This window comes from Consotaella aegiceratis (genome assembly GCF_036541425.1).
GTDB classification, from domain to species: domain Bacteria; phylum Pseudomonadota; class Alphaproteobacteria; order Rhizobiales; family Rhizobiaceae; genus Consotaella; species Consotaella aegiceratis.
This window is the reverse complement of sequence record NZ_JAZHFT010000024.1, coordinates 56,028-78,697: the sequence shown is the minus strand read 5'-3', so window position 1 is coordinate 78,697 and position 22,670 is coordinate 56,028. Positions and strand designations below refer to the sequence as shown.

The 22,670-nt window shown below is 64.7% G+C and carries 21 protein-coding genes and 1 pseudogene; 9 read left to right on the top strand and 13 right to left on the bottom strand.

The features are described from left to right. Positions 1-137: 137 nt before the first annotated feature. The 8 genes from SMD10_RS16185 to SMD10_RS16150 form a co-directional block, all read right to left on the bottom strand. Positions 138-509, bottom strand: a complete 372-nt coding sequence (locus SMD10_RS16185) for a DUF423 domain-containing protein (RefSeq protein ID WP_331686763.1) — start codon at positions 507-509, stop codon at positions 138-140. Positions 510-602: 93 nt separating this feature from the next. Continuing rightward, entirely contained in the window at positions 603-983 is a 381-nt protein-coding gene (mnhG, locus tag SMD10_RS16180; protein ID WP_331686762.1) for a monovalent cation/H(+) antiporter subunit G, read from the bottom strand. Beyond that, positions 980-1,354 carry a cation:proton antiporter gene (locus SMD10_RS16175; RefSeq protein ID WP_331686761.1) on the bottom strand — a complete coding sequence of 125 codons (375 nt, stop codon included), beginning with the start codon at positions 1,352-1,354 and terminating at the stop codon, positions 980-982. The genes mnhG and SMD10_RS16175 overlap by 4 nt, the downstream gene beginning before the upstream one ends. Continuing rightward, positions 1,351-1,824: a Na+/H+ antiporter subunit E gene (locus SMD10_RS16170; RefSeq protein WP_331686760.1), complete on the bottom strand. Its 474-nt coding sequence runs from the start codon at positions 1,822-1,824 to the stop codon at positions 1,351-1,353. The genes SMD10_RS16175 and SMD10_RS16170 overlap by 4 nt, the downstream gene beginning before the upstream one ends. After that, the gene (locus SMD10_RS16165) at positions 1,821-3,488 is read right to left on the bottom strand and encodes a proton-conducting transporter transmembrane domain-containing protein (RefSeq protein ID WP_331686759.1); all 1,668 of its coding nucleotides are present in this window, start codon (positions 3,486-3,488) and stop codon (positions 1,821-1,823) included. Before SMD10_RS16165 ends, SMD10_RS16170 begins: the two co-directional genes overlap by 4 nt. Before the next feature lie 2 nt (positions 3,489-3,490). Further along, the gene (locus SMD10_RS16160; RefSeq protein WP_331686758.1) at positions 3,491-3,868 is read right to left on the bottom strand and encodes a Na+/H+ antiporter subunit C; all 378 of its coding nucleotides are present in this window, start codon (positions 3,866-3,868) and stop codon (positions 3,491-3,493) included. Further along, positions 3,868-4,287 carry a Na+/H+ antiporter subunit B gene (locus SMD10_RS16155; protein WP_331686757.1) on the bottom strand — a complete coding sequence of 140 codons (420 nt, stop codon included), beginning with the start codon at positions 4,285-4,287 and terminating at the stop codon, positions 3,868-3,870. Before SMD10_RS16155 ends, SMD10_RS16160 begins: the two co-directional genes overlap by 1 nt. Continuing rightward, positions 4,284-6,641 carry a putative monovalent cation/H+ antiporter subunit A gene (locus tag SMD10_RS16150; RefSeq protein WP_331686756.1) on the bottom strand — a complete coding sequence of 786 codons (2,358 nt, stop codon included), beginning with the start codon at positions 6,639-6,641 and terminating at the stop codon, positions 4,284-4,286. The genes SMD10_RS16155 and SMD10_RS16150 overlap by 4 nt, the downstream gene beginning before the upstream one ends. A gap of 389 nt (positions 6,642-7,030) precedes the next feature. Between SMD10_RS16150 and SMD10_RS16145 the strand changes: the two genes are divergently transcribed. Together SMD10_RS16145 and SMD10_RS16140 are read left to right on the top strand one after the other, a co-directional pair. Beyond that, positions 7,031-9,133, top strand: a complete 2,103-nt coding sequence (locus SMD10_RS16145; protein WP_331686755.1) for a S9 family peptidase — start codon at positions 7,031-7,033, stop codon at positions 9,131-9,133. 170 nt (positions 9,134-9,303) lie between these two features. Beyond that, on the top strand, positions 9,304-10,782 hold the full coding sequence (locus SMD10_RS16140; RefSeq protein WP_331686754.1) for an MFS transporter: 1,479 nt from the start codon (positions 9,304-9,306) through the stop codon (positions 10,780-10,782). Here the strand turns inward: SMD10_RS16140 and SMD10_RS16135 are convergent. From SMD10_RS16135 to SMD10_RS16120, 4 genes are all read right to left on the bottom strand, one after another. Continuing rightward, complete coding sequence (locus SMD10_RS16135; RefSeq protein WP_331686753.1) at positions 10,757-11,677, bottom strand: c-type cytochrome; 921 nt, start codon at positions 11,675-11,677, stop codon at positions 10,757-10,759. The genes SMD10_RS16140 and SMD10_RS16135 overlap by 26 nt on opposite strands. Before the next feature lie 111 nt (positions 11,678-11,788). After that, positions 11,789-12,253: a c-type cytochrome gene (locus tag SMD10_RS16130; protein WP_331686752.1), complete on the bottom strand. Its 465-nt coding sequence runs from the start codon at positions 12,251-12,253 to the stop codon at positions 11,789-11,791. A gap of 196 nt (positions 12,254-12,449) precedes the next feature. Next, positions 12,450-13,052, bottom strand: a complete 603-nt coding sequence (locus SMD10_RS16125) for a superoxide dismutase (RefSeq protein WP_331686751.1) — start codon at positions 13,050-13,052, stop codon at positions 12,450-12,452. A gap of 145 nt (positions 13,053-13,197) precedes the next feature. Beyond that, entirely contained in the window at positions 13,198-14,073 is an 876-nt protein-coding gene (locus SMD10_RS16120) for a branched-chain amino acid aminotransferase (protein ID WP_331686750.1), read from the bottom strand. 165 nt (positions 14,074-14,238) lie between these two features. On the opposite strand from SMD10_RS16120, the gene SMD10_RS16115 reads away from it, so the two are divergent. From SMD10_RS16115 to SMD10_RS16090, 6 genes and pseudogenes are all read left to right on the top strand, one after another. After that, on the top strand, positions 14,239-14,943 hold the full coding sequence (locus SMD10_RS16115) for a haloacid dehalogenase type II (RefSeq protein ID WP_432757256.1): 705 nt from the start codon (positions 14,239-14,241) through the stop codon (positions 14,941-14,943). A gap of 125 nt (positions 14,944-15,068) precedes the next feature. Next, on the top strand, positions 15,069-15,785 hold the full coding sequence (locus tag SMD10_RS16110; protein ID WP_331686749.1) for a L,D-transpeptidase: 717 nt from the start codon (positions 15,069-15,071) through the stop codon (positions 15,783-15,785). Positions 15,786-16,167: 382 nt separating this feature from the next. Beyond that, a complete protein-coding gene (locus SMD10_RS16105) occupies positions 16,168-17,853 on the top strand; it encodes a sensor histidine kinase (protein ID WP_331686748.1) in 1,686 nt (561 codons plus the stop codon). Positions 17,854-18,001: 148 nt separating this feature from the next. Next, positions 18,002-19,033, top strand: coding sequence for a magnesium transporter CorA family protein (locus SMD10_RS16100; protein ID WP_331686747.1), 1,032 nt, complete (start codon positions 18,002-18,004; stop codon positions 19,031-19,033). 28 nt (positions 19,034-19,061) lie between these two features. Further along, positions 19,062-19,805 (top strand): annotated as a pseudogene (locus SMD10_RS16095) (DUF3750 domain-containing protein). A 103-nt stretch (positions 19,806-19,908) separates the two neighbouring features. Beyond that, positions 19,909-20,850 (top strand): carbohydrate kinase family protein, encoded by a 942-nt coding sequence (locus SMD10_RS16090; protein WP_331686765.1) that lies wholly within the window; start codon positions 19,909-19,911, stop codon positions 20,848-20,850. Positions 20,851-20,948: 98 nt separating this feature from the next. On the opposite strand, the gene SMD10_RS16085 is transcribed toward SMD10_RS16090, so the two are convergent. Then, a complete protein-coding gene (locus SMD10_RS16085; RefSeq protein WP_331686746.1) occupies positions 20,949-21,653 on the bottom strand; it encodes an outer membrane protein in 705 nt (234 codons plus the stop codon). Between the two features lie 438 nt (positions 21,654-22,091). On the opposite strand from SMD10_RS16085, the gene SMD10_RS16080 reads away from it, so the two are divergent. Beyond that, positions 22,092-22,664: a c-type cytochrome gene (locus SMD10_RS16080; RefSeq protein ID WP_331686745.1), complete on the top strand. Its 573-nt coding sequence runs from the start codon at positions 22,092-22,094 to the stop codon at positions 22,662-22,664. The last annotated feature ends 6 nt before the right edge of the window (positions 22,665-22,670 follow it).

Sequence of the window (22,670 nt, the reverse complement as noted above, 5' to 3'; positions counted from 1 at the left end):
CGATCAGGCCGCCATCATCGACGCCTGCTGCCAAGCCTGGAACCGCGCCACCGAAAATCTTGAGCGCATCATCTCGCTCTGCAACTATCCCTGGATCAAGGCGGTCACTTCATAGGCTCAGCGGTATAAGACGGGCCTCAGCGGCTGAGCCGCGCGGTGATCCCACCGATGGCGACGACCAGCCAGCCTGCGATCATCGCCATGCCGCCGGTCGGCGCGGCATAGGGGAACAGGCGCACGCCCCAAAAGGTGCGCATCGTCAGATCGCCGGAAAACAGGATCGTGCCGATCGCCAGCAGGATCGCGGCCGGCAGCGCCAGCCGCAAGGTTTCGCGCCGGGCCGAGGCCAACGCCAGCAACGCCGGCGCATGTACCAGCGCGATCGAGGACGCCGAGGCCACCATGTGGGTGTCGTCGGCGCCGTGGGCGGCATAGGCTGCACCGGCCACGCCGCCTGCCCCCAACAGCCCGGCGATGGCGACAAAGACGCTGGCAAGCGATGGCTTCATGACGATCTCGTTTCTACTCCGACACCATGACGGCGGCAGCTTACGGCCGAACACTTCCCTGACGGGAGATGACCGATGCGCGCGGCGCCGGCGTCAACCCGCATCTTCCATCTCGTTGGGCCGCACCGTGGGACGCGCGTTTTTCTCCGCCTGGGGCATCTCGTCGAGGACGGATTGCCGCCACAGACCGTAGCCGGTGGCATAGGCGGCCCGGGCCAGCAGATGCGCCGAGATCGGCGCCGTCAGCAGGAAGAACAGCACCGCGGCGAAGGCCCGCAGCACCTCGCCCGTGTGGACCGCCATCAGCGCCAGCGCGATCATCACCATGCCGGTGCCGACCGAACCGCCCTTGGAGGCCGCATGCATTCGCGTATAGAGATCCGGCAGCCGGACCACGCCGATCGCCGCCGCCAAGGTGAACAGCGAGCCGCCCAACGCCAACAACCCGGCCAGGATGTGCAACACGTCCGTCATGCAGCGCCCTCCCCGCGCGCCGGCATCTTTGCCTCGTCGGCTTGCCGGCCGGACTGTCCGAGCGCTTCCACCGCCTCGTCGGAACGCCCCTTGGCCAGGATGAAGCGCGCGAACGCGACAGTGGCCAGGAAGCCGACGAGCCCCAGCGCGATCGCAACGTCGACATAGAGCGTGAAGCCGGTGTCGATGGCGATGACGCCGATGAAACAAACCGTGGTCGAGGTCAGGAGGTCGAGGCCGAGCACTCGGTCGGGCAACGCCGGGCCACGCCAGATACGATAGATGATCAACAGAAAGGCTGCGGTCAGCGCCGCCAGCGACAGCCCCGTCGCGATATGCAGGACCGTCTCCGAAAACTCGTGCAGGCTCATGGGAAAGCCTCCAGGATCTTGCGTTCGAAGCCGTCGGCGATTTCTTGGCGCGCGCCGTCGGGATCCGAGCAGTCGAGCGCGTGGACGTAGAGCGTCGAACGATCTTCCGACACGTCCACCGAGAGGGTGCCGGGCGTCAGTGTGATCATGTTGGCAAGCAGCGTGATCTGAAAGTCCGTTTCCACCTGCAACGGATAGGCGAAGATCCCCGGCTTGAGGTTCATTTTCGGGGTCAGCACGACCATGGCGACGCGCCAGGCCGACAACAGGAGCTGGCCGAGAAAGAAGACCGCCAGCGACACGACGCGCCGGCTGCGCTGGATGTAGCCGACCCGCTCGCTCTCGTCGTTGATGAGCGCCATCGCCATTGCCGCGATGACGAAGCCGAACGCCAGGTTGACCAGGGTGAACGAGCCGGTGACGAACACCCAGAGGAGCGCGAGAAGGATATTGTAGAAGAAATCCTTCATGCCCCGCCTCCGAACACGGACGCGATATAGGCGGACGGATCGATGATGCCGGCAGCGGCCCCGGTGGCGAGCCGTGCCAGCCATTCCGGCGAGACGCCGGCGGCGATGACGAAGGCGGCGAGCCCCAGCAGCGGGATCAGTCCCGTTCCGTGATAGGGCTGCGGCCCGTTGAAATCCTCGTGGTCCGGATCGCCCGTCTCGGGTGAGCGCAACGCCAGCGCTGCTCCGTCCACGGCCGGCCGCCAGAAGGCCAGGGCAAAGACGCGGCCGCTGGCGATGGTGAGAATCAGCCCCGACACCAGAACGGTCGCGGCCAGCCACGGCAGATCGGCCGCCAGCGTCGCCCGGATCAGCATGACCTTCGGCCAGAACCCAGAAAACGGTGGCAGTCCGGCAACGGCCAGCAGAAACACGAGCACCAGCCCGGCAAAGAACGGCGAGGCGCGCCAGAGCCCGCCCATGCCGTCGAGCGAGGACGTGCCGGAGCGGTTCGCAGCGATGCCGGCGGCCAGATAGAGCGCCGTCATCACGACGATGGAATGAAGGGCGTAGGTGATCGAACCGGAGAGGCCCGCCTGCAGCGCCGCCGCGGTCGCCGGCATGTCGCCAGACGCGGCCGATGTGCCGACGAGCGGATCGAGCCCCGGCAGCGCCACGCCCGCCAGCACGGTACCGATGCCGGCGATGACGACGTAGTTCAGCAGCCGCCGCAGGTCGTTCTGCGCCAGTGCCCCCAAGGCTCCGACCATCATCGTCAGCCCCGCCACCCAGGCGATCAGCGGCGTCATGCCGGCGCGCTCCAGGGGGAACAGCATCATCAGCACCCGGATCAGCGCGTAGACGCCGACCTTCGTGAGAAGTCCCGCAAACAGCGCCGACACGACGAAGCGCGGCGTGTGATAGGACGCCGGCAGCCAGGCATTGAGCGGGAAGGCCGCCGCCTTCATCGCGAAGGCGACCAGAAACAGCACGGCGATCGTCGTCACCGCGCCGTCCTGCGGCCGGCTGGCCGCCTGACGGGCGATGTCGGCCATGTTGAGCGTTCCGAAGGCACCATAGAGATAGGCCACCGCGATCAGAAACAGCGTCGTCGCGATCAGGTTGAGGAAGCAGTACTTGGTCGCGCCATCGAGCTGCTCGTGCTGCGATCCGAGGATCAGCAGGCCGAAGGAGCCGATCAGCAGCACCTCGAACCAGACATAGAGATTGAAGATGTCACCGGTCAGAAACGCGCCCGACACGCCGCCCATCATCAGGAACAGAAACGGATAGAACCCGTAACGAAGTTCCTGGCGCTCGGTCGAGGCGACGGCGTAGATGCCGCAGGCCAATGCCACGAAGCCGGCCGCGCACAGGAACAGCCCGCCCATCAGGTCGACCGTGAAGGTGATGCCGAAGGGCGGCCGCCAGGCCCCCATCATCATTGTAAACGGCCCGGTTCGGATCACCCGAAGAAGCAGCGCCAGATCCGTCACGAAGACCAGCGCAAGTCCGGGGACGGCGATATAGGGCTGCCAGGAAATCCGCTTGCGCAGCATCAGCAAGGCGGCGCCGAACAGGAAGCACAAAGCGACCGGCAGGACGATCAGAGCGTCGCCGACAGAAACGCCGGCCGTCAGCATGGCCTCCGAGACGACCCCATGGGAGGATTGCGAGACCGCCATGGTCAATAGCCGAGGGGCGGCAGCCCCCGGTCCTCGGGCTCGGCGAGACGCATCTTGTCGGTATCGTCCGTGTTCAGGTCCTGATAGGCGCGATAGGCCAGCACCAGGAGGAAGGCGAAGAAGGAGAACGAGATCACGATGGCCGTCAGGATCAGCGCCTGCGGCAGAGGGTTGGCGACGGGGATCAGCGGCACCGTCGCATCCTCGGGGATGACCGGCGGCGCAATGCTCTGCACCCGTCCGGTGGTGAAGATCAGGATGTTCACCGCATTGCCAAGAAGCACGATGCCGAGCAGCATCCGGATGATGTGCTTGGACAGGAGCAGGTAGATCGCCGCGGCGAACAGTACCCCGACGAGAACGGAAAGCGCGGTTTCCATCAGTCCCGGTCCCTCTCTTCGAGCGCCAGCGCGATCGAGGTGATGGCACCCGTCACCACCAGATAGACGCCGATGTCGAAAAACAGTGGCGTCGACAGCGCTATTTCCTGGCGGAAGACCTCCGGGAACACCCACTGCGCCTTCAGGAACGGATCGCCCAGCAGCATCGAGAACAGCCCGGCGGTGACGGCAAGCAGCAGCCCGGCGGCCGCGATCGTCATCGGATGGAAGCGCAGCGCGCGGCGCACCGGCGCCACACCGCCCGCGATGCCGTAGATGGCGAAGGCCGACGCGGCGATCAGCCCGCCGATGAAGCCGCCGCCCGGCTCGTTGTGACCGCGCAGCAGCACGAACACCGAGAACACCAGCATGAGCACCGCCAGATACGGCGCGGTGAAGCGGAAAATGACGGTTCTCAAGGCGTCACCTCGGTCGGGTCGGGCTCGCGCCTGGCCTTGCGACCGACGCGGATGCGGATCAGGGCGAGGATCGCCAGGCCGGTCGTCATCACCACCGCGATCTCGCCCATCGTGTCGACGCCGCGGAAGTCGACGATGATGACGTTGACGATGTTGTGGCCGTGCGCCACGGCGTAGCTGTATCGGGTGAAGAAGTCCGACAGAACCGAATCGAACGGCATCTGCGTGACCTTGAGCAGCAGAAAGCCGAAGCCGAGACCGCCGGCTGCGGCAATGGCGGCATCGGGAATGACCTCGCGCCACGGTCGATGATCGTCGAGCGACACCCGAAGACGCGTCATCACGAAGGCCAGGATCACCACCGACAGGGTTTCGACCATGAACTGGGTGAACGACAGGTCCGGCGCTCCCATCAGCATGAACAACATGGCGACGGCGAAGCCTTGAATGCCCAGCGAGACGATCGCCGTCAGCCGGTTCGTCGAGGCCAGCACCACGGCGATGCCGAGAACCGCCACGACGAGCACCGTCCACTCATAGAAGCGCAGGCTGGGGAAGTCCGGCCATTCCGGCAGGCCGCCAGCGAAGATCATGGGTCCAAGCAGGCCGGCGCCGACGATTATGAAGACGGTGGTCATGTAGTAGTCGAGCCTACCCGACTGGAAGACGTTGGTGAGCGCGAACGCGCCTCGGATCAGACCGCGCATCGCCTGATCGAAACCGCGATCCGGCCCCCAGCCGATCGCCGCGAGCAACGACGCCAGCATGCTGCGAACCGATGACGCCCCCCAATAGAGGAGAATCCCGAGCGCGACGGTGAGGATCGACAGCATCAGCGGCATGCCCCAGTGGAAGGCGACCGCCGCATGGATATCGACCGGCTCGCCGACCACGGCCGAGGCCATCGGACTCGAAACCGCATGGTGTGCGAAGCCGGAGAAGAGCGCCGCCAGCAGACCGAGAACGCCAAGCGTCAACGGGCCAAGCCAAAGCAGGATCGGTCCCTCATGCGGATGATGGATCGCCTCGGGGCGCTTGCCCAGGAACGGCTTCAGCGCCACCAGGAAAGCGGCGGCGAACATCAGCGCGTTGCCGGCGACCGCGGCGGCGGTCACCAGCAGCGCCCGTAGATCCAACCCGGCCGTCGCCGAATAGATCTCCTCCTTGGCGAGGAATCCGAAAAACGGCGGCAGGCCGCCCATCGAGGCGGCTCCCAGGATCGCCGCGGCGAAGGTGATCGGCATCGCCTTGCCCAGGCCGCCGAGCGCCGTCAGTTCGCGTGTCCCGGCACCATGATCGACCGATCCGGCGACCATGAAGAGCCCGCCCTTGAACAGCGAATGGGCGATCAGGTAGAGCACCGCGCCCTCCAGCGCGGTCTCCGATCCGACGCCCGTCAGCATCACCATCAGCCCCAGCGAGGCGACCGTAGTGTAGGCCAGGATCAGTTTGAGATCGGTCTGGCGCAGCGCCAGCAGCGCGCCGACCATAAGGGTGAGCCCGCCGAAGACCGGCAGGATCGTCTCCCACAGCGCGGTGTCGCCCAGCGCCGGATTGAGCCGCATCAGCAGATAGACGCCGGCCTTCACCATCGTCGCCGAATGCAGATAGGCCGAAACCGGCGTCGGCGCTTCCATGGCGTTGGGTAGCCAGACATGAAACGGCACCTGCGCCGACTTGGTGAAGGCGCCGACGAGCACGAGGATCAGGATCGGCAGATAATAGGGGCTGTCACGCAAGGCGTCGCCGGCCGCCAGCACCTCGCTCAAGGAGTTCAGTCCGGCGAGCTCGCGCATCATCACCAGCGCGGCCATCAGCGCCAGCCCTCCGCCGCCGGTGATCACCAGCGCCTGGATGGCGCCGCGCCGCGCCGCCTCGCGCTCATGGTCGAAACCGATCAACAGGAAGGAGGTGATCGAGGTCAGCTCCCAATAGACCAGAAGCGTCATCAGGTCGTCGGCGAGCACCACGCCCACCATCGCCGCCATGAACATCAGAATGAAGGAGAAGAAGCGGCCCTGATCGCGATGGCCGGCGAGATAGCCTCCCGCATAGAGCACGATCAGCGTGCCGATGCCGATGATCAGCAGCGCGAAGGCATAGGACAGGCCGTCGAGGCGGAAGGAAAACCGCACGTCGAAGGATGGAATCCACTCGGCGCCGACCAGGACGGGCTCGCCGGACGCCACGGCACCGCCGAACGACAGCAGGATGAGGAAGGCGGCGGCCGGGAAGAGGCCCAACAGCCATGCGGCGTGACGGCCCATCGCACGCTGGGCCATCGGAGCGAAAGCAGCCGCAATCAAAGGAAGCGCGAGCACGAAGTAGAGGAAGTTTGGCTCGGCGCCAGTCATGCGGTCCTCTTGTCCCCTCTCTTCGGCCGATCCCGGCTTGGCCCGCCGGGTTTCGAGCCTCGCCGATCGGCGCCGATGCCCGTCCGACCTGCCATGTAGTGGCTGGAAACAGCGGCGCAAGCCGGGGCAGCCTAGCGGTATCGCGATGAGGGCGCACGCCGAGGCGCGGCAAAAACCTGGGGTTTGGTTCGCTGATCAACCGATCGTGATCCCGATTTAGCCCCCCAATCCAGGTGGGTTGACGGCTTGGCCTTTACCCAATGTTAAAGAACCGGGAAGCTTCCGATGCCAATGTGATCGACCATCCTCCATGATCGATTCGCCGCCGGGCCATCGGGCTGACCGCTTGTTGCCCACGATCAAGCCTCGACGTAGAAACATCTCCCGCCATGCCGAGTTCACGCCCTGTCGACCTGCCGAAACCGCCCGCTCCAAAGCGCCAGCCGATCGTGGACAGCCGTCATGGTCGCGACCGGCAGGACGACTATGCCTGGCTGAGAGCGCACAACTGGCAGGACGTCTTCAAGGACACCTCGATTCTCGATCACGAGATCCGGCAGCATCTCGTCGACGAGAATGCCTATCAGGCCGCAGTCATGGCCGGTTCCGAATCGCTGTGCAAGGATCTGGTCGCCGAAATGCGGGGGCGGATCAAGGAGGACGATTCGTCGGTGCCGGCACCGGACGGCGAATGGGCCTACGGCATCTCCTACACCCATGGAGCCGAATACCCGCGCTATGTGCGGCGGTCCCGCCAGGGCGGGGAGGAGGCCGTGCTTCTCGACGGCCAGAAGGAAGCCGCCAACCGCTCCTATTTCTCGCTGGGCGGCATCGACCATTCGCCGAGCCATCGTTGGCTGGCCTGGTCGCACGACGACAAGGGCTCGGAATACTATACGATTTCGGTCCGCGACCTCGACACCGGGAACGACGAGCCGCAACTCATCGAAGACACCTCCGGCGGCGTGGCCTGGTCGGCGCTGTCGCGCGGCTTCTTCTATATCCACGTGGACAGCAACCACCGGCCGAGCCGGGTCTACTATCATTGTCTCGGCAAGGACTCCGCCGACGACCGACTGGTCTACGAGGAACCCGACGCGGGGTTCTTCATGGGCGTCGGCAAGACCCAATCGAACGAATACATCGTCATCGACGTCCACGATCACGAGACGTCCGAGGCGTGGCTGATTCCGGCGGCCAATCCGGCGGCGGAGCCGCGCCTGGTGGCTGAGCGCGAGACGGGTGTCGAATACGATGTCGATGAGGCCAATGGTACTCTCTACATCCTGACCAACGCCGACGGCGCCCAGGACTTCAAGATCGTCACGGCGGCGAGCGACGCCTTCGGGCGCGGCGAATGGATCGACTACGTGCCGCACGAGGACGGCCGCATGATCCTCAGCCACATGGTGCTGAAGCGTCATCTGATCTGGCTGGAGCGTCGGGACGGCCTCCCCCGGATCGTCGTCAAGCGGCTGGCCGACGACGAGGAACACGCTATCGCCTTCGACGAGGCCGCCTATTCGCTGGGCCTTGCCGGCACCTACGAATTCGACACCACGACGATCCGCTTCACCTATTCGTCGCTCACCACGCCGAGCCAGACCTTCGACTACGACGTGGAGACACGCGAGCGCACGCTGTTGAAGACGCAGGACGTGCCCTCGGGCCACGATCCGGCCGATTACGTCACCCGCCGCATCTTCGCGCCGGCCCAGGACGGCGAGATGGTGCCGGTGTCCCTGCTTTATCGCAAGGATACGCCGCTCGACGGCACCGCGCCGGTGATGCTCTACGGTTATGGATCCTACGGCATTACCATTCCGGCCGCCTTCAACTCCAACTGCCTGTCGCTGGTCGACCGCGGCTTCATCTGGGCGATCGCGCATATCCGCGGCGGCAAGGACAAGGGCTTCGCCTGGTACGACGCCGGCCGCCGGCGCAACAAAGCCAACACCTTCACCGACTTCATTGCCGTCGCGGATCATCTGGTGGCGGAAGGGCTGACCCGCTACGACCGTATCGTCGCCCAGGGCGGCTCGGCCGGGGGCATGCTGATGGGGGCGATCGCCAACATGGCAGCGGAGAAGTTCGGCGCCATTGTCGCCGTCGTGCCGTTCGTCGACGTGCTGAACACCATGCTCGACGACACGCTGCCGCTGACGCCGCCGGAATGGCCCGAATGGGGCAATCCGATCCTGTCGGGCGAAGACTACGAGGTCATCGCCTCCTATAGTCCCTACGACAACGTGAAGGCCCAGGCCTACCCACCGATGCTGGTGCTCGCCGGCTTGACCGACCCGCGCGTCACCTATTGGGAGCCGGCCAAGTGGGTCGCGCGCCTGCGCGAGCTGAAGACCGACGACAATCCGATCCTGCTCCGTGTCAACATGGACGCCGGCCACGGTGGTGCCTCCGGCCGGTTCAACCGGCTCGAGGAGGTCGCCTACATCTACGCGTTCTCGCTGAAGGTGATGGGCCTGGCGGACTGACGCCACCGGTCTGAAGGCGGAAAATCGATCGAGCCGGTCTCATGTCGGCTTGACAAAGCCGCTCGTCGCCGGTCTTGAACGACGCATCCGACGCTCCTTCGGACCGTCGCCGCGACTGATGGCGACGGCGTTCGATCCGTCGGTGCCATGCGACAGGCAGGACAAGCCCCGTGAACGATGTGCGAAACCTGACCGAGGAGACCGAAGCCGGCTCCGTCGACCCTCGACGTTGGATAACGCTCTCGGTTCTGCTTCTGGCGGGCTTCATGAATCTCATCGACGTCACCATAGTGAACGTCGCGATTCCCAGTCTGAAACGCGATCTTCAGGCCACCAGCGCCGGAATCGAGTGGGTCGTCGCGATCTATGTGCTGGCCTTCGCCCTGGGTCTCCTGCCGTTCGGCCGGCTTGGCGACGTCATCGGGCGCAAGCGCATATTCCTGTGCGGGGTTCTCGGCTTCACCGTGTTCTCGGCCTGCTGCGGCCTAGCGCCCAGCATCACGTTTCTCGTCCTGTCACGCGCCTTCCAGGGGCTCTCCGCCTCCATGATGATGCCGCAGGTGATGGCGCTCGCGCAGGTCATCTTTCCGCCGGAGGAGCGCAATTTCGCATTCTCGTTCTTCGGTGTCGCCAATTCGACGGCGTCCGTTGCCGGTCCCCTGGTCGGCGGCACCCTGATCGGCATGGATATCTTCGATCTCTCGTGGCGGCCGATCTTCCTCATCAACATTCCGGTCGGCCTGTTCGCCATCGCGGCGGGTGCCCTGCTGCTCAAGGCCACGCCGCGGGGGCAGCGCCGCGCTCCGGTCGATCTGGTCGGCATCGTCCTGGGCGCGGCGACGATCTTCGCGCTGGTCTTTCCCCTGGTGGAAGGACGCGAGGCCGGCTGGCCCCTCTGGAGCTTCGCCATGATGGCGACATCGCCCGTCCTCGCCGGGCTTTTCCTGGTCTGGGAGCGTCGACGGGCGGCGCGGGGCCAGACCCAGCTGGTGCCCGTCACGCTTCTCGCCCATCGGCAGTTCAGGATCGCGCTTGCCATGGTGACGGTGCTGTTCTCCGGCCCGTCCAGCTTCATGTTCCTGATCGCGATCTTCCTGCAGATGGGCTTCGGCTTCACGCCGCTCCATTCCGGCCTGACCAGCATCCCCTTTCCCGCAGGCGTCCTCCTCGGTGCGCTCGTCGCCGGTCAGTTCGGACCGCGCCATGTCAAGCCGCGGCTCATCGTCGGGCCGCTGATCATCGCGGTTGCGATGACGATCCTCATCGTCATCGTCTCGCAGCTTGGAAGCACCCTTTCGTCGCTGACGCTGACCCTGCCCCTTTTCCTCGGCGGAATCGGCATGGGATCGACCACGGCGCCGTTCTTCCCGACCGCCATGTCGCTCGCGCAAGGCCGCGACGCGGGCTCCGCGGCCGGAACCATCCAGACCTTCCAGCAGATGGGGCTGGCGCTGGGCATCGCCCTCAATGGCCAGATCTTTTTTGCCACCCTGGGCGCCGGCATGGGGCCGCAGGCCTATTCCGGCGCAATGGAGGCCTCGATGAGCTATGTAGTTGTGGCGATGATCGTTCTCGCCATCCTCGCGAGCCGGCTCAACCCGACTGCGCCGGCGTCCGTAGAGATCAGTCCGCCGGCGGCACGGCCTTGAGATAGGCTGCGATCGCCGCACGGTCGGCCTCGGGCAGCATCGCCATGTTGGCCTGGACCGCCACCATGGCGCCGCCGACCGTATCGAAATCCGGGGTAAAGCCGCTGTCGAGATAGTAGGCGATGTCGCTTGCCGACCAGGATCCGATGCCGGCGTCGGACGGCGTAATGTTGGGCACACGCCCCTCGCCTTCCGGGTTGGGCGCGCCGGCCAGCCAGTGGGCATGGTCGAGACCGCCGGCGCCGAAGAGCTGACGCGGTGTATGGCATTCGCCGCAATGGCCCGGCCCCTCGACGAGATACTGGCCCTGCCGCGCCTCGTCCGAGGCGTCGGCCGGCAGGTCGACGATGGGCTCATCGGCAGACAGAAACAGCAGTTTCCAGAGCCCAAGGCTGCGGCGGATGTTGAACGGAAAGGACAGCTCGTGGCCCGGCGCGCGGCCGGAAACCGGCGGCAGCGTCTTCATGAAGGCCCAGAGATCGGCAACGTCCTCGGGCGCCATGCGGGCATAGGAGGTGTAGGGAAACGCCGGATAGAGATGCTGGCCGTCGGGCGCCACGCCGCGCTGCAGCGCGTTGGCGAATTCGGCAAGGCTCCAAGCGCCGATGCCGTCCTGGGGATCGGGCGAGATGTTCGGCGCATAGAACGTCCCGAAATCGGTGCGGAGCGCCGTGCCGCCGGCCAGTTCGAATTTCGCATCGCCCTCCGCTCCCGGCCGGGCATGACAGGATTCGCACCCCGCCAGCCAGAACATCCGCTCGCCGCGTGTCGCATCGCCTGCATCCTCGGGGGGAAGCGCTGCGGCGTCCAGACGCCGCGGCATGGTCAACACATAGAAGACCACAGCACCGACGATCACTAGGAGGAGGATGAGGAGAAGAAGACGCTTCGCCATGGTCAAGGACGATTGCTCGAGCAGGGGCCGGATTCGTCGGCGCCGCGATGACCGGCACCGACCATGAAATCGCAAGGCGGGGACCCCATGGTCCCGGCCTTGAGAAGAGCCCTACTTGTCGATCCGGAACGTCTCGTGGCACGAACGGCAATTACCGGCCACCATGCCGAAGGCCTGCTGGAAAGCCTGAAGATCCTGCGGTGCGGCGGCCACCGCCTGGGTGGCATCGGCCTGATACTTGTCCAGCGCCGCCTTGAACTCGTCCGGCTTCTCCCAGATCGCGGGTGCCGCCTCCGTGTCGTGCCCGGTCATGGAATCCTCCGGAAACAGCGAAGGCAGTTCCTCGGCGGTCGTCTGCAGGGCCGTCAGCACCTCCATCGCCTTGGCCGGATCGAAGGCCACCTCCTTTTTGAGCATCTGGCTGGCCGTTTTGGCCGCCTGCCCGTTCTGCTTCATCAAGTCCTGGCGGCGCTCGATCGGATCCGTATCCTGGGCAAGGGCGGTTCCCACCGCGGCAAACCCGATGACCGCCGCGACGACTGCGGCGCTGACGCGAAGGCGAGAAGGCATCTGCATGGGGTATCCCCTACTCCTGGGTTCTAGAGCGTTTCTACGCTTGCGGGGAGAATAGGCGGGGCCAGTGGTTCGACCACATGACTTTCGGTCGCGTTTCTTGAACTCTGCGTGAACAACGCCGCAGCCCGACGCCTCGTCACAAAAAAAGCCCCCGCGCCGATGACGCGGGGGCCGATCACAAAAACTCCGGCGCTGCTCAGCGGGCAGCGGCCTCGTAGCACTCGAGCACGTAGTCCCAGTTGATCAGGTTATCGACCCAGGCCTCGAGATATTTCGGCCGGGCGTTGCGATAGTCGATGTAATAGGAGTGCTCCCACACATCGACGCCCAGGATCGGCGCGCCACCGTGGACAAGCGGATTTTCGCCGTTCGGCGTCTTCACGATTTCGAGCTTGCCGTCCTTGACGGCGACCCAGGCCCAGCCCGAACCGAACTGGCCCTTGCCCGCGGTGATGAAGTCCTCGCGGAACTTGTCATAGCCGCCCAGATCGGAATCGAAAGCCGTCTGCAGCTTGCCCGGCAGGCTCTTGCCGCCACCGCCCGGCTTCATCCATTTCCAGAAATGGATGTGATTGAAGTGCTGGGCGGCATTGTTGAAGAGCGGCTGGTTCTTGCCATAGGAGGCCTTGACCACCTCTTCGACACTGGCATCGGACAGCCCGGCGTCGGCGGCTAGCGAGTTGCCGGTCTCGACATAAGCGTTGTGATGCTTGTCGTGATGATATTCGAGCGTTTCCTTCGACATATAAGGCGCCAATGCGTCGTAGGCATAGGGCAGCTCTGGAAGCGTGAAGGCCATGTTCGTCTCCTTCTTGTTCGGGAATTCGATACGCGACTGGCCGGCCCCGTTAGGACACGGGGCGCGCGCCGGACGTTTTGCCTTACTTAGTTCGCCGAGCCTGGAAGAAAATGCGTCGGCCTGCCGGAGCCGAGAAAAATGACGCCTAAAGTGCCAGGGCTCCATTTTCGCGAGCGAAGCGCCAATAGAGCTCCCGCGCACGTTCGTAGACCGGGCCGGCCCCGAGTTCACGCTGCTCGACGCGGGTCACCGGCACCACCTTGGAATGATTGCCGGTAGAGAACACCTCGTCGGCCTGCAGGAAGTCCTCGATCGTCAGCCGCACCTCCTCCACCGGCATCCCGTCGGCGCGAAGCAGCGAGATGACGCGCTGGCGCGTCACACCATTCAGGAAGCAGCCGTTGGGCACCGGGGTGAAGACGACGCCATCCTTGGCGAGGAAGATATTGGAGGTGCCGGTTTCGCAAACATTGCCCAGCATGTCGCGCACCAGGGCATTGTCGAAGCCGCGCGAACGCGCCTCGATGATCGCACGGCCGTTGTTGGGATAGAGACACCCCGCCTTGGCGAGCGTCGGCATCGTCTCCGGGGTGGGGCGGCGGAACGGCGACAGCGTCACCGAAAAGCCGGCCGAAGGGATCATCGGCGATTCGTAGAGGCAGAGACAGAAGCGCGTCGAGGCCGGATCGGCCGGCACGCCCATATACCCACCGTCCTCGGCCCAATACATCGGCCGAATGTAGACCGCCGTTTCGCCGTCGAAACGCTTGAGGCCTTCCGCCGTGAGCCGTGCGATCTCCGTGGCCTCGACCGTCGCGGCGAGCCCCATCGCCACCGCCGACCGATTGAGTCGCTCGCAGTGGCGGTCGAGGTCGGGAGCGAGGCCTTCGAACCATCGCGCGCCATCGAACACGCTCGAGCCCAGCCACATGACGTGGCTGCGCGGACCAACCAGGCCGGGATTGCCTTCCAGCCATTCGCCGTCGAAGAATGTCAGGGTCCGCGTCTGGTCCTGTGCCATCAATGCCTCCAGGCAGCCCGTCCAAGGCCGAGTTCGAGTCCGGGGGTGATCCTTAAAGCAAGCCCGCGGACGTGGAAACCCATGCGCCGCGGCATCGGCGCCGGGGAAAACGACAATACGCCATCTTGCCGAACGCCCGTATCCGCCCCACGGTGCGCCGAATCAATGGACCGATGCTCTAGCTGGCGAAACCGGGAGCTTGCGATCTTGCCAACAGTCTACGTCTTCGATGCCTATGGCACGCTTTTCGACACCAGCGCGGCGGTCCGCCGCCATGCCGGCGAACTGGGCGCGGCCGGCCAGAAGCTCGCCGATCTCTGGCGGCGCAAGCAGCTGGAATATTCCTGGGTCCGCAGCCTCATGGGACCGTGCGACCGCGATTTCTGGCAGCTCACCGTCGATGCCCTGGACCACGCGCTGCTCGCCGTTCCGGAGGCCGACCGCAAGCTGCGCGACTGCCTGCTCGAAGCCTATCGCGATCTCGATACCTACGACGAAGTTCCACAGGTGCTTGGCGCCTTGAAGGACAAGGGTGCCAAGCTGGCGATCCTGTCCAACGGCTCGCACGAGATGCTGGAGCGCGCCATCCGCTCCGCCGGCCTCGATCAGATCTTCGACCGCGTCTTCTCCGCCGAGGACATCAAGCGCTACAAGGTCTGGCCGGACGTCTACGATATGGTGACCACGGCCTACCGGCTCTATCCGGAAGCAGTTTCCTTCCAGTCGTCCAATCGCTGGGACATCGCCGGCGCCAGGCGCTTCGGCTTCACCACCGTGTGGATCAACCGCACGCAGGATCCCGACGAATACCTCGATTGTCCGCCATCGGCGGTGCTGCCGGACCTCAAGGCCCTGCCGATGATGTTGTAATTCGGACACCACAATCATCGCATCGCAAATCGGGAGGGGAACGAATCCCTCGCGTGGCGTGTTCGGGCTGCCGTGGAGAAAAACAAGCGCCGGCCATCGACTCGGCGCGAAGGATAGGCTGGAACATGCGTATTGGAGTTGAAGGCACCCTGTCGCGGCGCCGTTTTCTCATGGGTCTGGGTCTCGGCGCGACGGCGCTGGGCGCGGGCTGCTCGTCATTGGGGTCTAGAGCCCGCGTCGTCATGCAGCCTATGTTGGGCGGCACAGGCGGCAGCTATGGTGCTCCGGGCCAATATGCCGCCATGTACGGTCCGATCACCGATCACGGCTACAACATTCCCGCTGTCGACCTCCGCCGCGTCGATCCGCGGTTCTATCGCCAGGAAGTCGTCGATCCGACCGGCGAGGCGCCGGGCACCATCGTGATCGATACCGCCGGACGGTTCGCCTATCTCGTCCAGCCCGGCGGTCGGGCCATGCGCTACGGCGTCGGTATCGGTCGCGAGGGCTTCGCCTGGGGCGGCCGCGCGAAGATCCAGTACAAGAAGGTCTGGCCCACCTGGACGCCGCCGTCGGAGATGATCGCGCGCCAGCCGGAACTCGCCCAATACGCCGACGGCATGCAGCCCGGCCTCACGAATCCGCTCGGTGCGCGGGCGCTCTATCTCTTCGAGGACGGCCGCGACACGCTTTACCGCCTGCACGGCACACCGGAATACTGGACCATCGGCAAGGCTGTCTCGTCCGGCTGCGTGCGCTTCATGAACCACGACATCATCGACCTCTACAGCCGAGTGCCCGCCGGCACGCCGGTGATCGTGTCCCAGAGCGGCATCGCCTGAGCCCAAGCCTTCCCGGTCGACAACAAGTGGAGCGCCGTCGAAATCTTTTCGGCGGCGCTTTCCCTTGTGTTTTGATGGCTTGATCGCCGCGCCGCCTTCGATCTTCTCCGATCAGCTTCCACACGCCTGCCAAAAGTTGCTCGGCGGCGCGATCAAGTCGTGGCTAGGAAAGGAAAACGCGAAGCCGCCGCACCGGTGCCTTAGTTTCCTGATTTGTCGGCGACACCAAATACAGAAGTAACTGATCTTTAATGATACCGCCGTTCTACCGCGGCGTTTTTTTTGGTAGGTAAAGGGGATGGCCCCGCGGCGGGGGCGAAATGCGGCGTGTCGTGCGAGAGATTGTAAAGGCGCGACGTATAACGAGAAACGGCAGGGGGTGATGACGGTTCAGGCACAGGCGAGCGGGCCTGCGGCAAGACCATGGCGCCAGAGTGCCCGCCGAGGGCGGCTGCTCCGCCGGCTGCCTCTGCTCGTCCATATCACCGGCTTCGCCCTGCTTATTTTCCTGCCCGCTCTGCTGTTCAGCGTCTATCTGGTCGTCCAGTTCTCGCGCCAGCAGGAACAGCTCGCTGCGGGTCAGGTCGCCGACACGGCCGTCATCGTATCGAGCGCCATCGATCGCGAAATTTACGGCATGCTGACGGCGGCCAACGTCCTCGCCTCGTCTCCCTTCATCGACGAAGACGACCTGTCGCGCTTCCATGAGCGCACCGGCCAGGCCCTTCATGGCGCCAACGCCGTCCTAGTCGACCAGTCGATGGATGTCGTCCTGAACACGCGCCTGCCCTTCCCGATGGAGCCGAGACCGACAGTCGCGCCGGATGTCGTCGAGAAGGTCTTCAAGACGCGGACGCCTCAGGTCTCCGACGTCTATTTCGGGCCCAACGCCGAGGATTTCCTGTTTCACGTCGCGGTTCCGGTGATCCGCAACAATAAGGTGGTCTACGTCCTGGTGGTCAATCGCCCAGCCGAAAGCCTCGGCGCGCTGATCACCAGCCGCACTTTGCCCGAAGCCTGGGCGACCGTCGTCAAGGACGGCAAGGGCCACCGGGTGTTCGCCGCGCTGTCGTCCGGTTCGGGCGTCGGGCTGCGGCCCGTGGCCCAGGAAAATCCGTCGATCGCCGAGACGCTCGGCGACGGCGACCCGGCCGGGATGATCGAGGCCAGCCAGTCCTCCTTTCTGACCGGCTGGACCACCACGGTCGCGGTGCCGCGCAGCGTCATCGACCGCACGGTCCTGCAATCCTGGAAGATGCTTGCGGCCGCCGGCATCGTGCTTCTCATGTTCTGCGTCATGCTGGCGTTCCTGTTCGGCCGCTGGATCGCCGCTCCGATCCAGCGTCTGTCCGATCAGGCTGAAGCCATCGGCAAGGGGCAGCCGGCGGTGCCGATCCGCACCAACATCGAAGAGATCGGCGAAGTCTCCAAGGTTCTGGCGCTCGCCTCGCGCGAACGGCGGGAGGCCGAGGAACAGAATCGCCTGCTGATGCGCGAGATGACGCATCGGGCCAAAAACCAGTATGCCCTGATCGCCGCGATCGCCCGTCGGGCGGCCAAGGAAAGCTCCGACACCTCGCAGTTCCTTGCGACCCTGTCGGACGCGTTGAATTCGCTGGCCCGCTCGGCCGACCTGCTCGCCGGCAAGGGTTGGGACAGCGCACCGCTGCGCAGCCTCGTCGCCTCGCAGCTTCAGGCATTCGGCGCCAGCGAAGAAGGCGGCGAGCAATTCACCATTCGCGGCCCGATGGTCCAGCTCAATCCGTCGGCGGCGCAGACCATCGGCCTCGCCCTGCACGAATTGGCGACGAACGCCGCCAAATACGGTGCTCTCTCCGTCGACGAAGGCGCCGTGGAGATCGAGTGGAATCTGGACACCGACTTCGTCATGACCTGGCGCGAACTCGGCGGTCCCGCGGTGAGCCCGCCGCGGCATCAGGGCTTCGGAAGCCTGGTGGTCAAGAAGATGACGGCGCGTGGCCTTGGCGGCGACGTCGACATGGAGTTTGCGCCGACCGGCGTCGTCTGGCGCCTGGTCGCCCCGGCGGACTCGATCACCGTCTCCTGACATCCTCGCTCACCACCTTTTTCGCCCGTTTCAGCAGATTTGTGCAGCGGCCCCCTGGTCATGACAGGGATTTTCCGGACATGAGGCAACGGGCGGCCTACCTTTGCGGTTTGCCGATCGATCGAACGCCCGTGGTTTGGAGTTGCCGATGCTGGAAATCTATCGCTTCGAGGCCGGACGGACGATGACCGCTCGCGTCGCGCCGGATGCCATTGCGCCGGATGCCATGTGGATCGACGCGATATCCCCGTCGCCCGCCGAGATCCATGCCATCGAAGCCTTGTGCAGCATCGAACTGCCGTCGAAGGAGGACATGCGGGAGATCGAGGTCACGAGCCGGCTCTACTCCGAAGACGGCGCCGACTTCATGACCGCGTCGGTGGGATTTGGTCAGCATGAAGGTCAGCCGTCCTTCGCGCCCGTCACCTTCATCCTGGCCGGCGAGCGCCTGGTCACGATTCGCTACACCGAGCCGAAGAGCTTCGCCCTCTTCGCCGCCAAGCTCTGCCGGGAGGCTCCGGGCGACGCCGAGGCATTGGCGGCGCTGGCCGGGCAGGAAACAGGCAAGCGGTCTCGTGGCCCATCGGCCGACAGCGTGCTGATCGGCCTTCTGGAAGCGGTGATCGACCGGATCGCCGACATGCTCGAAGGGATCGCGGCCGATCTGGACCAGATCGGATCCGACATCTTCGCCGCGTCGAGTAACAAGAGGCCGACGGGAACCGCCGACTTCAAGGAACTGCTTCGGCGCCTGGGCTCGGCTGGCGATCTCAGTTCCAAGGCCCGAGAAAGCCTGGCGATCTTCGACCGGATGATGCCGTTTCTGCAGATCACGCTGGATCGGCGCAAGCCGCTGAAGGAGACCAAGGCTCGGGTCAAGGCGATGGCGCGCGACGTCCAGTCGCTGAACGACTTCGTCTCGTTTCTGTCGAACAAGACCACCTTTCTCCTCGATACCACGGTCGGCATGATCTCGATCGAGCAGAACGGCATTATCAAGATCTTCTCCGTGGCGGCCGTGGGCTTCATGCCGCCGACGCTGGTCGCCTCGATCTACGGTATGAACTTTCATTTCATGCCCGAGCTCGACTGGCCGTTCGGCTATCCCTTCGCCCTTGGCCTGATGCTGATCTCCGCCGTCGTTCCGCTGGTCTTCTTCCGCTACAAGCGATGGCTGTAGCAAACGCCATGCAGCCAGGGCTACGGCAATGCGTGTTGTGAGATCTGTCGCGCTGCTCGTCGGCCTGATCTATGTCCTGCCCACCCTGCTGGCCGTGACACTATGATGGATCGAGGATCGTCCGGGCTCGTGGCGGAACGCCGACTGGTCCTCCTCCGGGCTTCTTCCGGCACCGGAGGCCGGCAAGGCTGCTGTCTACGTCCTGGCCGCGCGCACCGGCGGCCTCAAGGGCGCGGTCTCGGAACATTCGTGGATCGTGTTGAAGGCAGCGGGCGAGCCCATCTACGAGCGCTGGGACAAGGTCGGCTGGGGCCAACCAATTCGACGCAACTCCCAGCCGCCGGACGGCCGCTGGTATTACAACGAACCGCATGTGGTGCTGAGGAGAACCGGCAAGGTCGCCGAAGAGCTGATCCCGAAGGTCCGACAAGCCATCGAGACCTATCCCTTCGCCATGCGCGGCGGCTATCGGATTTTTCCCGGTCCGAACTCCAACACGTTCGTGTCCTATGTCCTGCGGACAGTCCCAGGACTCGACGTCGTGCTACCGCCGACGGCGGTCGGCCGCGACTACCCGACGGGGACGGCGCTTTCCTCCACTGATGCCGACCATCGCGATCTGCGAGTCTCGCTGGCCGGCTATGTGGGCGTCAATGTCGGTCGCGAGACAGGGTTCGAGCTGAACATCCTCGGCCTTGTCGCCGGCATCGATCCGTTCCGCCGGACCGTCAAGGTCCCCGCCTTCGGCGCCTATTCGCTGTGGCCCGACTGAGGCGGCCCGCCGCCGCAAAGTGACGCTCTTGCACCGGATGCGCGTTTGCGGGAAGAACGCCCGCGAGCCTGCGAAAGGCCGGGATTGAGGGAGTGTGACGACAATGTTTCTGTGCTGCGGCGACGCCTTGTTCGACCTTTTCAGTGAGCCGGAGAGCGACGTCTCCAAGATCATGCTCGCTGGCCGGGTGGGCGGATCGCCCCTGAACGTGGCCATGGGCCTCGCCCGACTCGGCCAGCCGGTCGGCTATTTTACCAAGCTGTCCGGCGACGCCTTCGGCCTGCGCATTCGCGCCTTCATGGAGCGCGAGGCGATCGCCACCAACCACCTGATCCCGACAGAGCGGCACACCACCTTGGCCGTCGTCTCGCTGTCGGCCTCCGGCTCGCCCACCTATGACTTCTACGTGGAAGGCACCGCCGACCGCTCGATCGAGCGGTCCGACCTGCCGGCGACCCTGCCGGAGGCGGTGGAAGCCATCCACATCGGTTCCTATACCACCGTGACCGAACCCACGGCATCGGCGCTTCAGGCATTGGTCGACCGCGAGGCCGGTCGCCGCTTCATCTCCTACGACCCCAACATCCGGGCGTCCATCGAGCCCGACCTGGACCTCTGGCGAGAGAGAGTGGCGAAGGTCGTTCCCAAGGCGTCGCTGGTCAAGGCCAGCGACGAAGATCTCGCATTGCTGTTTCCCGGCAAGGATCCCGCCGCCGTCGCCGCCGACTGGATCGCGGCCGGCGCCGCCCTTGCCGTCGTCACACGCGGAGAAAAAGGCGCCATCGCCCTGGCGCGGTCCGGCGCCCGGGCCGAAGTCCCCGGCTTGACGGTGACCGTTGCCGACACGGTCGGCGCCGGCGACACCTTCCAGGCGGCGCTGCTGACCAAGCTCAAAGAGGACGCCATGCTGTCGCGGCAGGCGCTGGAAGCGATCGACGGCACGGCGCTCGGCGCCCTTCTGGGCTTTGCGGTCAAGGCGGCAGCCATCACCTGTTCGCGACGCGGCGCCGATTTGCCGCGCCGCGCCGATCTCGGCCTCGCCTGACCGGCCGCATCTCCCGGGGCGGACGGCCAAGCCGTCTGCCATGAAAAAACCCGCCGGACAGTCGTCCGGCGGGTTCCAAACCAGCGAGACGGGCTCGCTTAGTTGAAGTGGTACGAAGCCTTGGCCCACACCGTGTGGAAGTCCAGATCGCTCGAGGTCGAGAAATCGTCGGTTCCCGTCGGGCTGTCGACGTCGAAGTCATGCTCGCCGAGGTTGGTGTAGAGGTATTCGACACCAACCGACACATTCGGCGTGGCGAGATAGTCAAGACCGCCGCCGACGGCATAACCGAAGTTGTCGCTGTCGTTGCTGGCGCTGTAGCCAGCCGCCTCGGCCGTCGCATTCAGGCCGGTCGAATCGTCGATATTCGCCCAGGCGAGACCGCCGGTGCCGTAAACCATGAAGCGATCCATGGCATAACCGGCCTTCAAGCGGGCCGTGCCCATCTCCTTGATGCGGTAGGAGTCGGCCGCAACGCTGCCGGCGCCATCGCTATAAAGAGCGGTGCTCTGCGCATCCATGAAGTTGAGGTCGACCAAGCCACCGAAGACGAAGTTGTCCATCTGGTAGTCGTAGCCGGCATGGATACCGCCGATGAAACCGGCGTCGTCATCGTCGCGATCATAGACGTCGCCGCCAAACGCGCCACCGAGCTGGCCGCCGACGTAGAAGCCCGACCAGGTGTAGGCCGGAGCCGCCTCATAGACCGGCGCGGGTGCCGGCGGCTCCTCGTAGACCACGTCCGCCGCGAGCGCCGGCGTCACGAAAGCAGTGGAAGCAAGCAGCAAAGCGAAGCGTTTCATATTCGATACTCCAATTTCTGTCGCAAAGCGACCGTTTGTCGGGACGTAAAAGAATAGTTTTCTAGTCCCGAACACTTTAGGTTCAGAAAGGTTTCCAGCCCGGCTAGTAAGATCTGTCTTTTGACTTCACCGGTTAGAAGCAGCGCTTAACGCTCTCTGCCTCAATACCGAATTCCACCTCACATTCAGGGTGTTCCGTCAGTATCTTTCTGATTCGTGACGAAAAAACCTTTCATTTTAGTTAAGCGCCGCAACCAACTTCGTGGCCACTTGCACCCAACGATCCGTTGCCCTCGTCGAGCACGCGTCTCGTTGTTGAGGCTGAAATGAGGCTGATTTTCGAAGGAACAAGGCAGGGGTCGCAACATCGCTCATGGGTGTTGCAGGTCGGACACGTGGCATTGCGGCCACAGTGGGTGTCGCTAAGGTGTTGTTCCCTTGGAAACAATCGGGGCCCGCGCTGATCGGCAGCTTTTGTCGCACAGACAGAGCGATTGCGCCGCCTCTACCTTCTGGGCCATAGTCAATCTAGGATTGCCGCCAATCGATGATCATGGAGTCATGATGCAAATCAGAAGCGTTCTAACCGGTCTCGTTCTGGCGATGCTGGTCAGTGTACCCGTCGCCGCCCAGACGGTGGGCGACCCGGCGGCCGGAAAAAAATTGTTCGTCAAGTGCATGGCATGTCATCGAATTGGCCCCGGCGCCAAAAATCTCGTCGGTCCGGAATTGAACGGCATCGTCGGCGAGGAAGTCGGTGTGGTGGAGGGCTATCCCTTCTCGCCTGCCTTCAAGGAATGGTCCGAGGGCAAGGTCTGGACCGCCGATCTGCTGGCCGAGTGGCTGCGCAATCCCAAGGCTGTGGTCGCCAAGACGAAGATGATTTTCGTCGGCTTCAAGAAGGATGACGACCTGGCGAACATCATCGCCTATCTGGCCAGCTTCGATGAAGACGGCAACGCTGCCGATCCGGCCGAGCGCATAGCCAACGCCGGCGCCGCAGCCCAGTAGGGCTAC

Coding starts and splice junctions, on each gene's coding strand:
- SMD10_RS16185 (WP_331686763.1), bottom strand. CDS start 509: ATGAAGCCATCGCTTGCCAGCGTCTTTGTCGCCATCGCCGGGCTGTTG.
- mnhG (WP_331686762.1), bottom strand. CDS start 983: ATGACGGACGTGTTGCACATCCTGGCCGGGTTGTTGGCGTTGGGCGGC.
- SMD10_RS16175 (WP_331686761.1), bottom strand. CDS start 1,354: ATGAGCCTGCACGAGTTTTCGGAGACGGTCCTGCATATCGCGACGGGG.
- SMD10_RS16170 (WP_331686760.1), bottom strand. CDS start 1,824: ATGAAGGATTTCTTCTACAATATCCTTCTCGCGCTCCTCTGGGTGTTC.
- SMD10_RS16165 (WP_331686759.1), bottom strand. CDS start 3,488: ATGGCGGTCTCGCAATCCTCCCATGGGGTCGTCTCGGAGGCCATGCTG.
- SMD10_RS16160 (WP_331686758.1), bottom strand. CDS start 3,868: ATGGAAACCGCGCTTTCCGTTCTCGTCGGGGTACTGTTCGCCGCGGCG.
- SMD10_RS16150 (WP_331686756.1), bottom strand. CDS start 6,641: ATGACTGGCGCCGAGCCAAACTTCCTCTACTTCGTGCTCGCGCTTCCT.
- SMD10_RS16145 (WP_331686755.1), top strand. CDS start 7,031: ATGCCGAGTTCACGCCCTGTCGACCTGCCGAAACCGCCCGCTCCAAAG.
- SMD10_RS16135 (WP_331686753.1), bottom strand. CDS start 11,677: ATGGCGAAGCGTCTTCTTCTCCTCATCCTCCTCCTAGTGATCGTCGGT.
- SMD10_RS16130 (WP_331686752.1), bottom strand. CDS start 12,253: ATGCAGATGCCTTCTCGCCTTCGCGTCAGCGCCGCAGTCGTCGCGGCG.
- SMD10_RS16125 (WP_331686751.1), bottom strand. CDS start 13,052: ATGGCCTTCACGCTTCCAGAGCTGCCCTATGCCTACGACGCATTGGCG.
- SMD10_RS16120 (WP_331686750.1), bottom strand. CDS start 14,073: ATGGCACAGGACCAGACGCGGACCCTGACATTCTTCGACGGCGAATGG.
- SMD10_RS16115 (WP_432757256.1), top strand. CDS start 14,239: ATGGACCGATGCTCTAGCTGGCGAAACCGGGAGCTTGCGATCTTGCCA.
- SMD10_RS16110 (WP_331686749.1), top strand. CDS start 15,069: ATGCGTATTGGAGTTGAAGGCACCCTGTCGCGGCGCCGTTTTCTCATG.
- SMD10_RS16105 (WP_331686748.1), top strand. CDS start 16,168: ATGACGGTTCAGGCACAGGCGAGCGGGCCTGCGGCAAGACCATGGCGC.
- SMD10_RS16100 (WP_331686747.1), top strand. CDS start 18,002: ATGCTGGAAATCTATCGCTTCGAGGCCGGACGGACGATGACCGCTCGC.
- SMD10_RS16090 (WP_331686765.1), top strand. CDS start 19,909: ATGTTTCTGTGCTGCGGCGACGCCTTGTTCGACCTTTTCAGTGAGCCG.
- SMD10_RS16085 (WP_331686746.1), bottom strand. CDS start 21,653: ATGAAACGCTTCGCTTTGCTGCTTGCTTCCACTGCTTTCGTGACGCCG.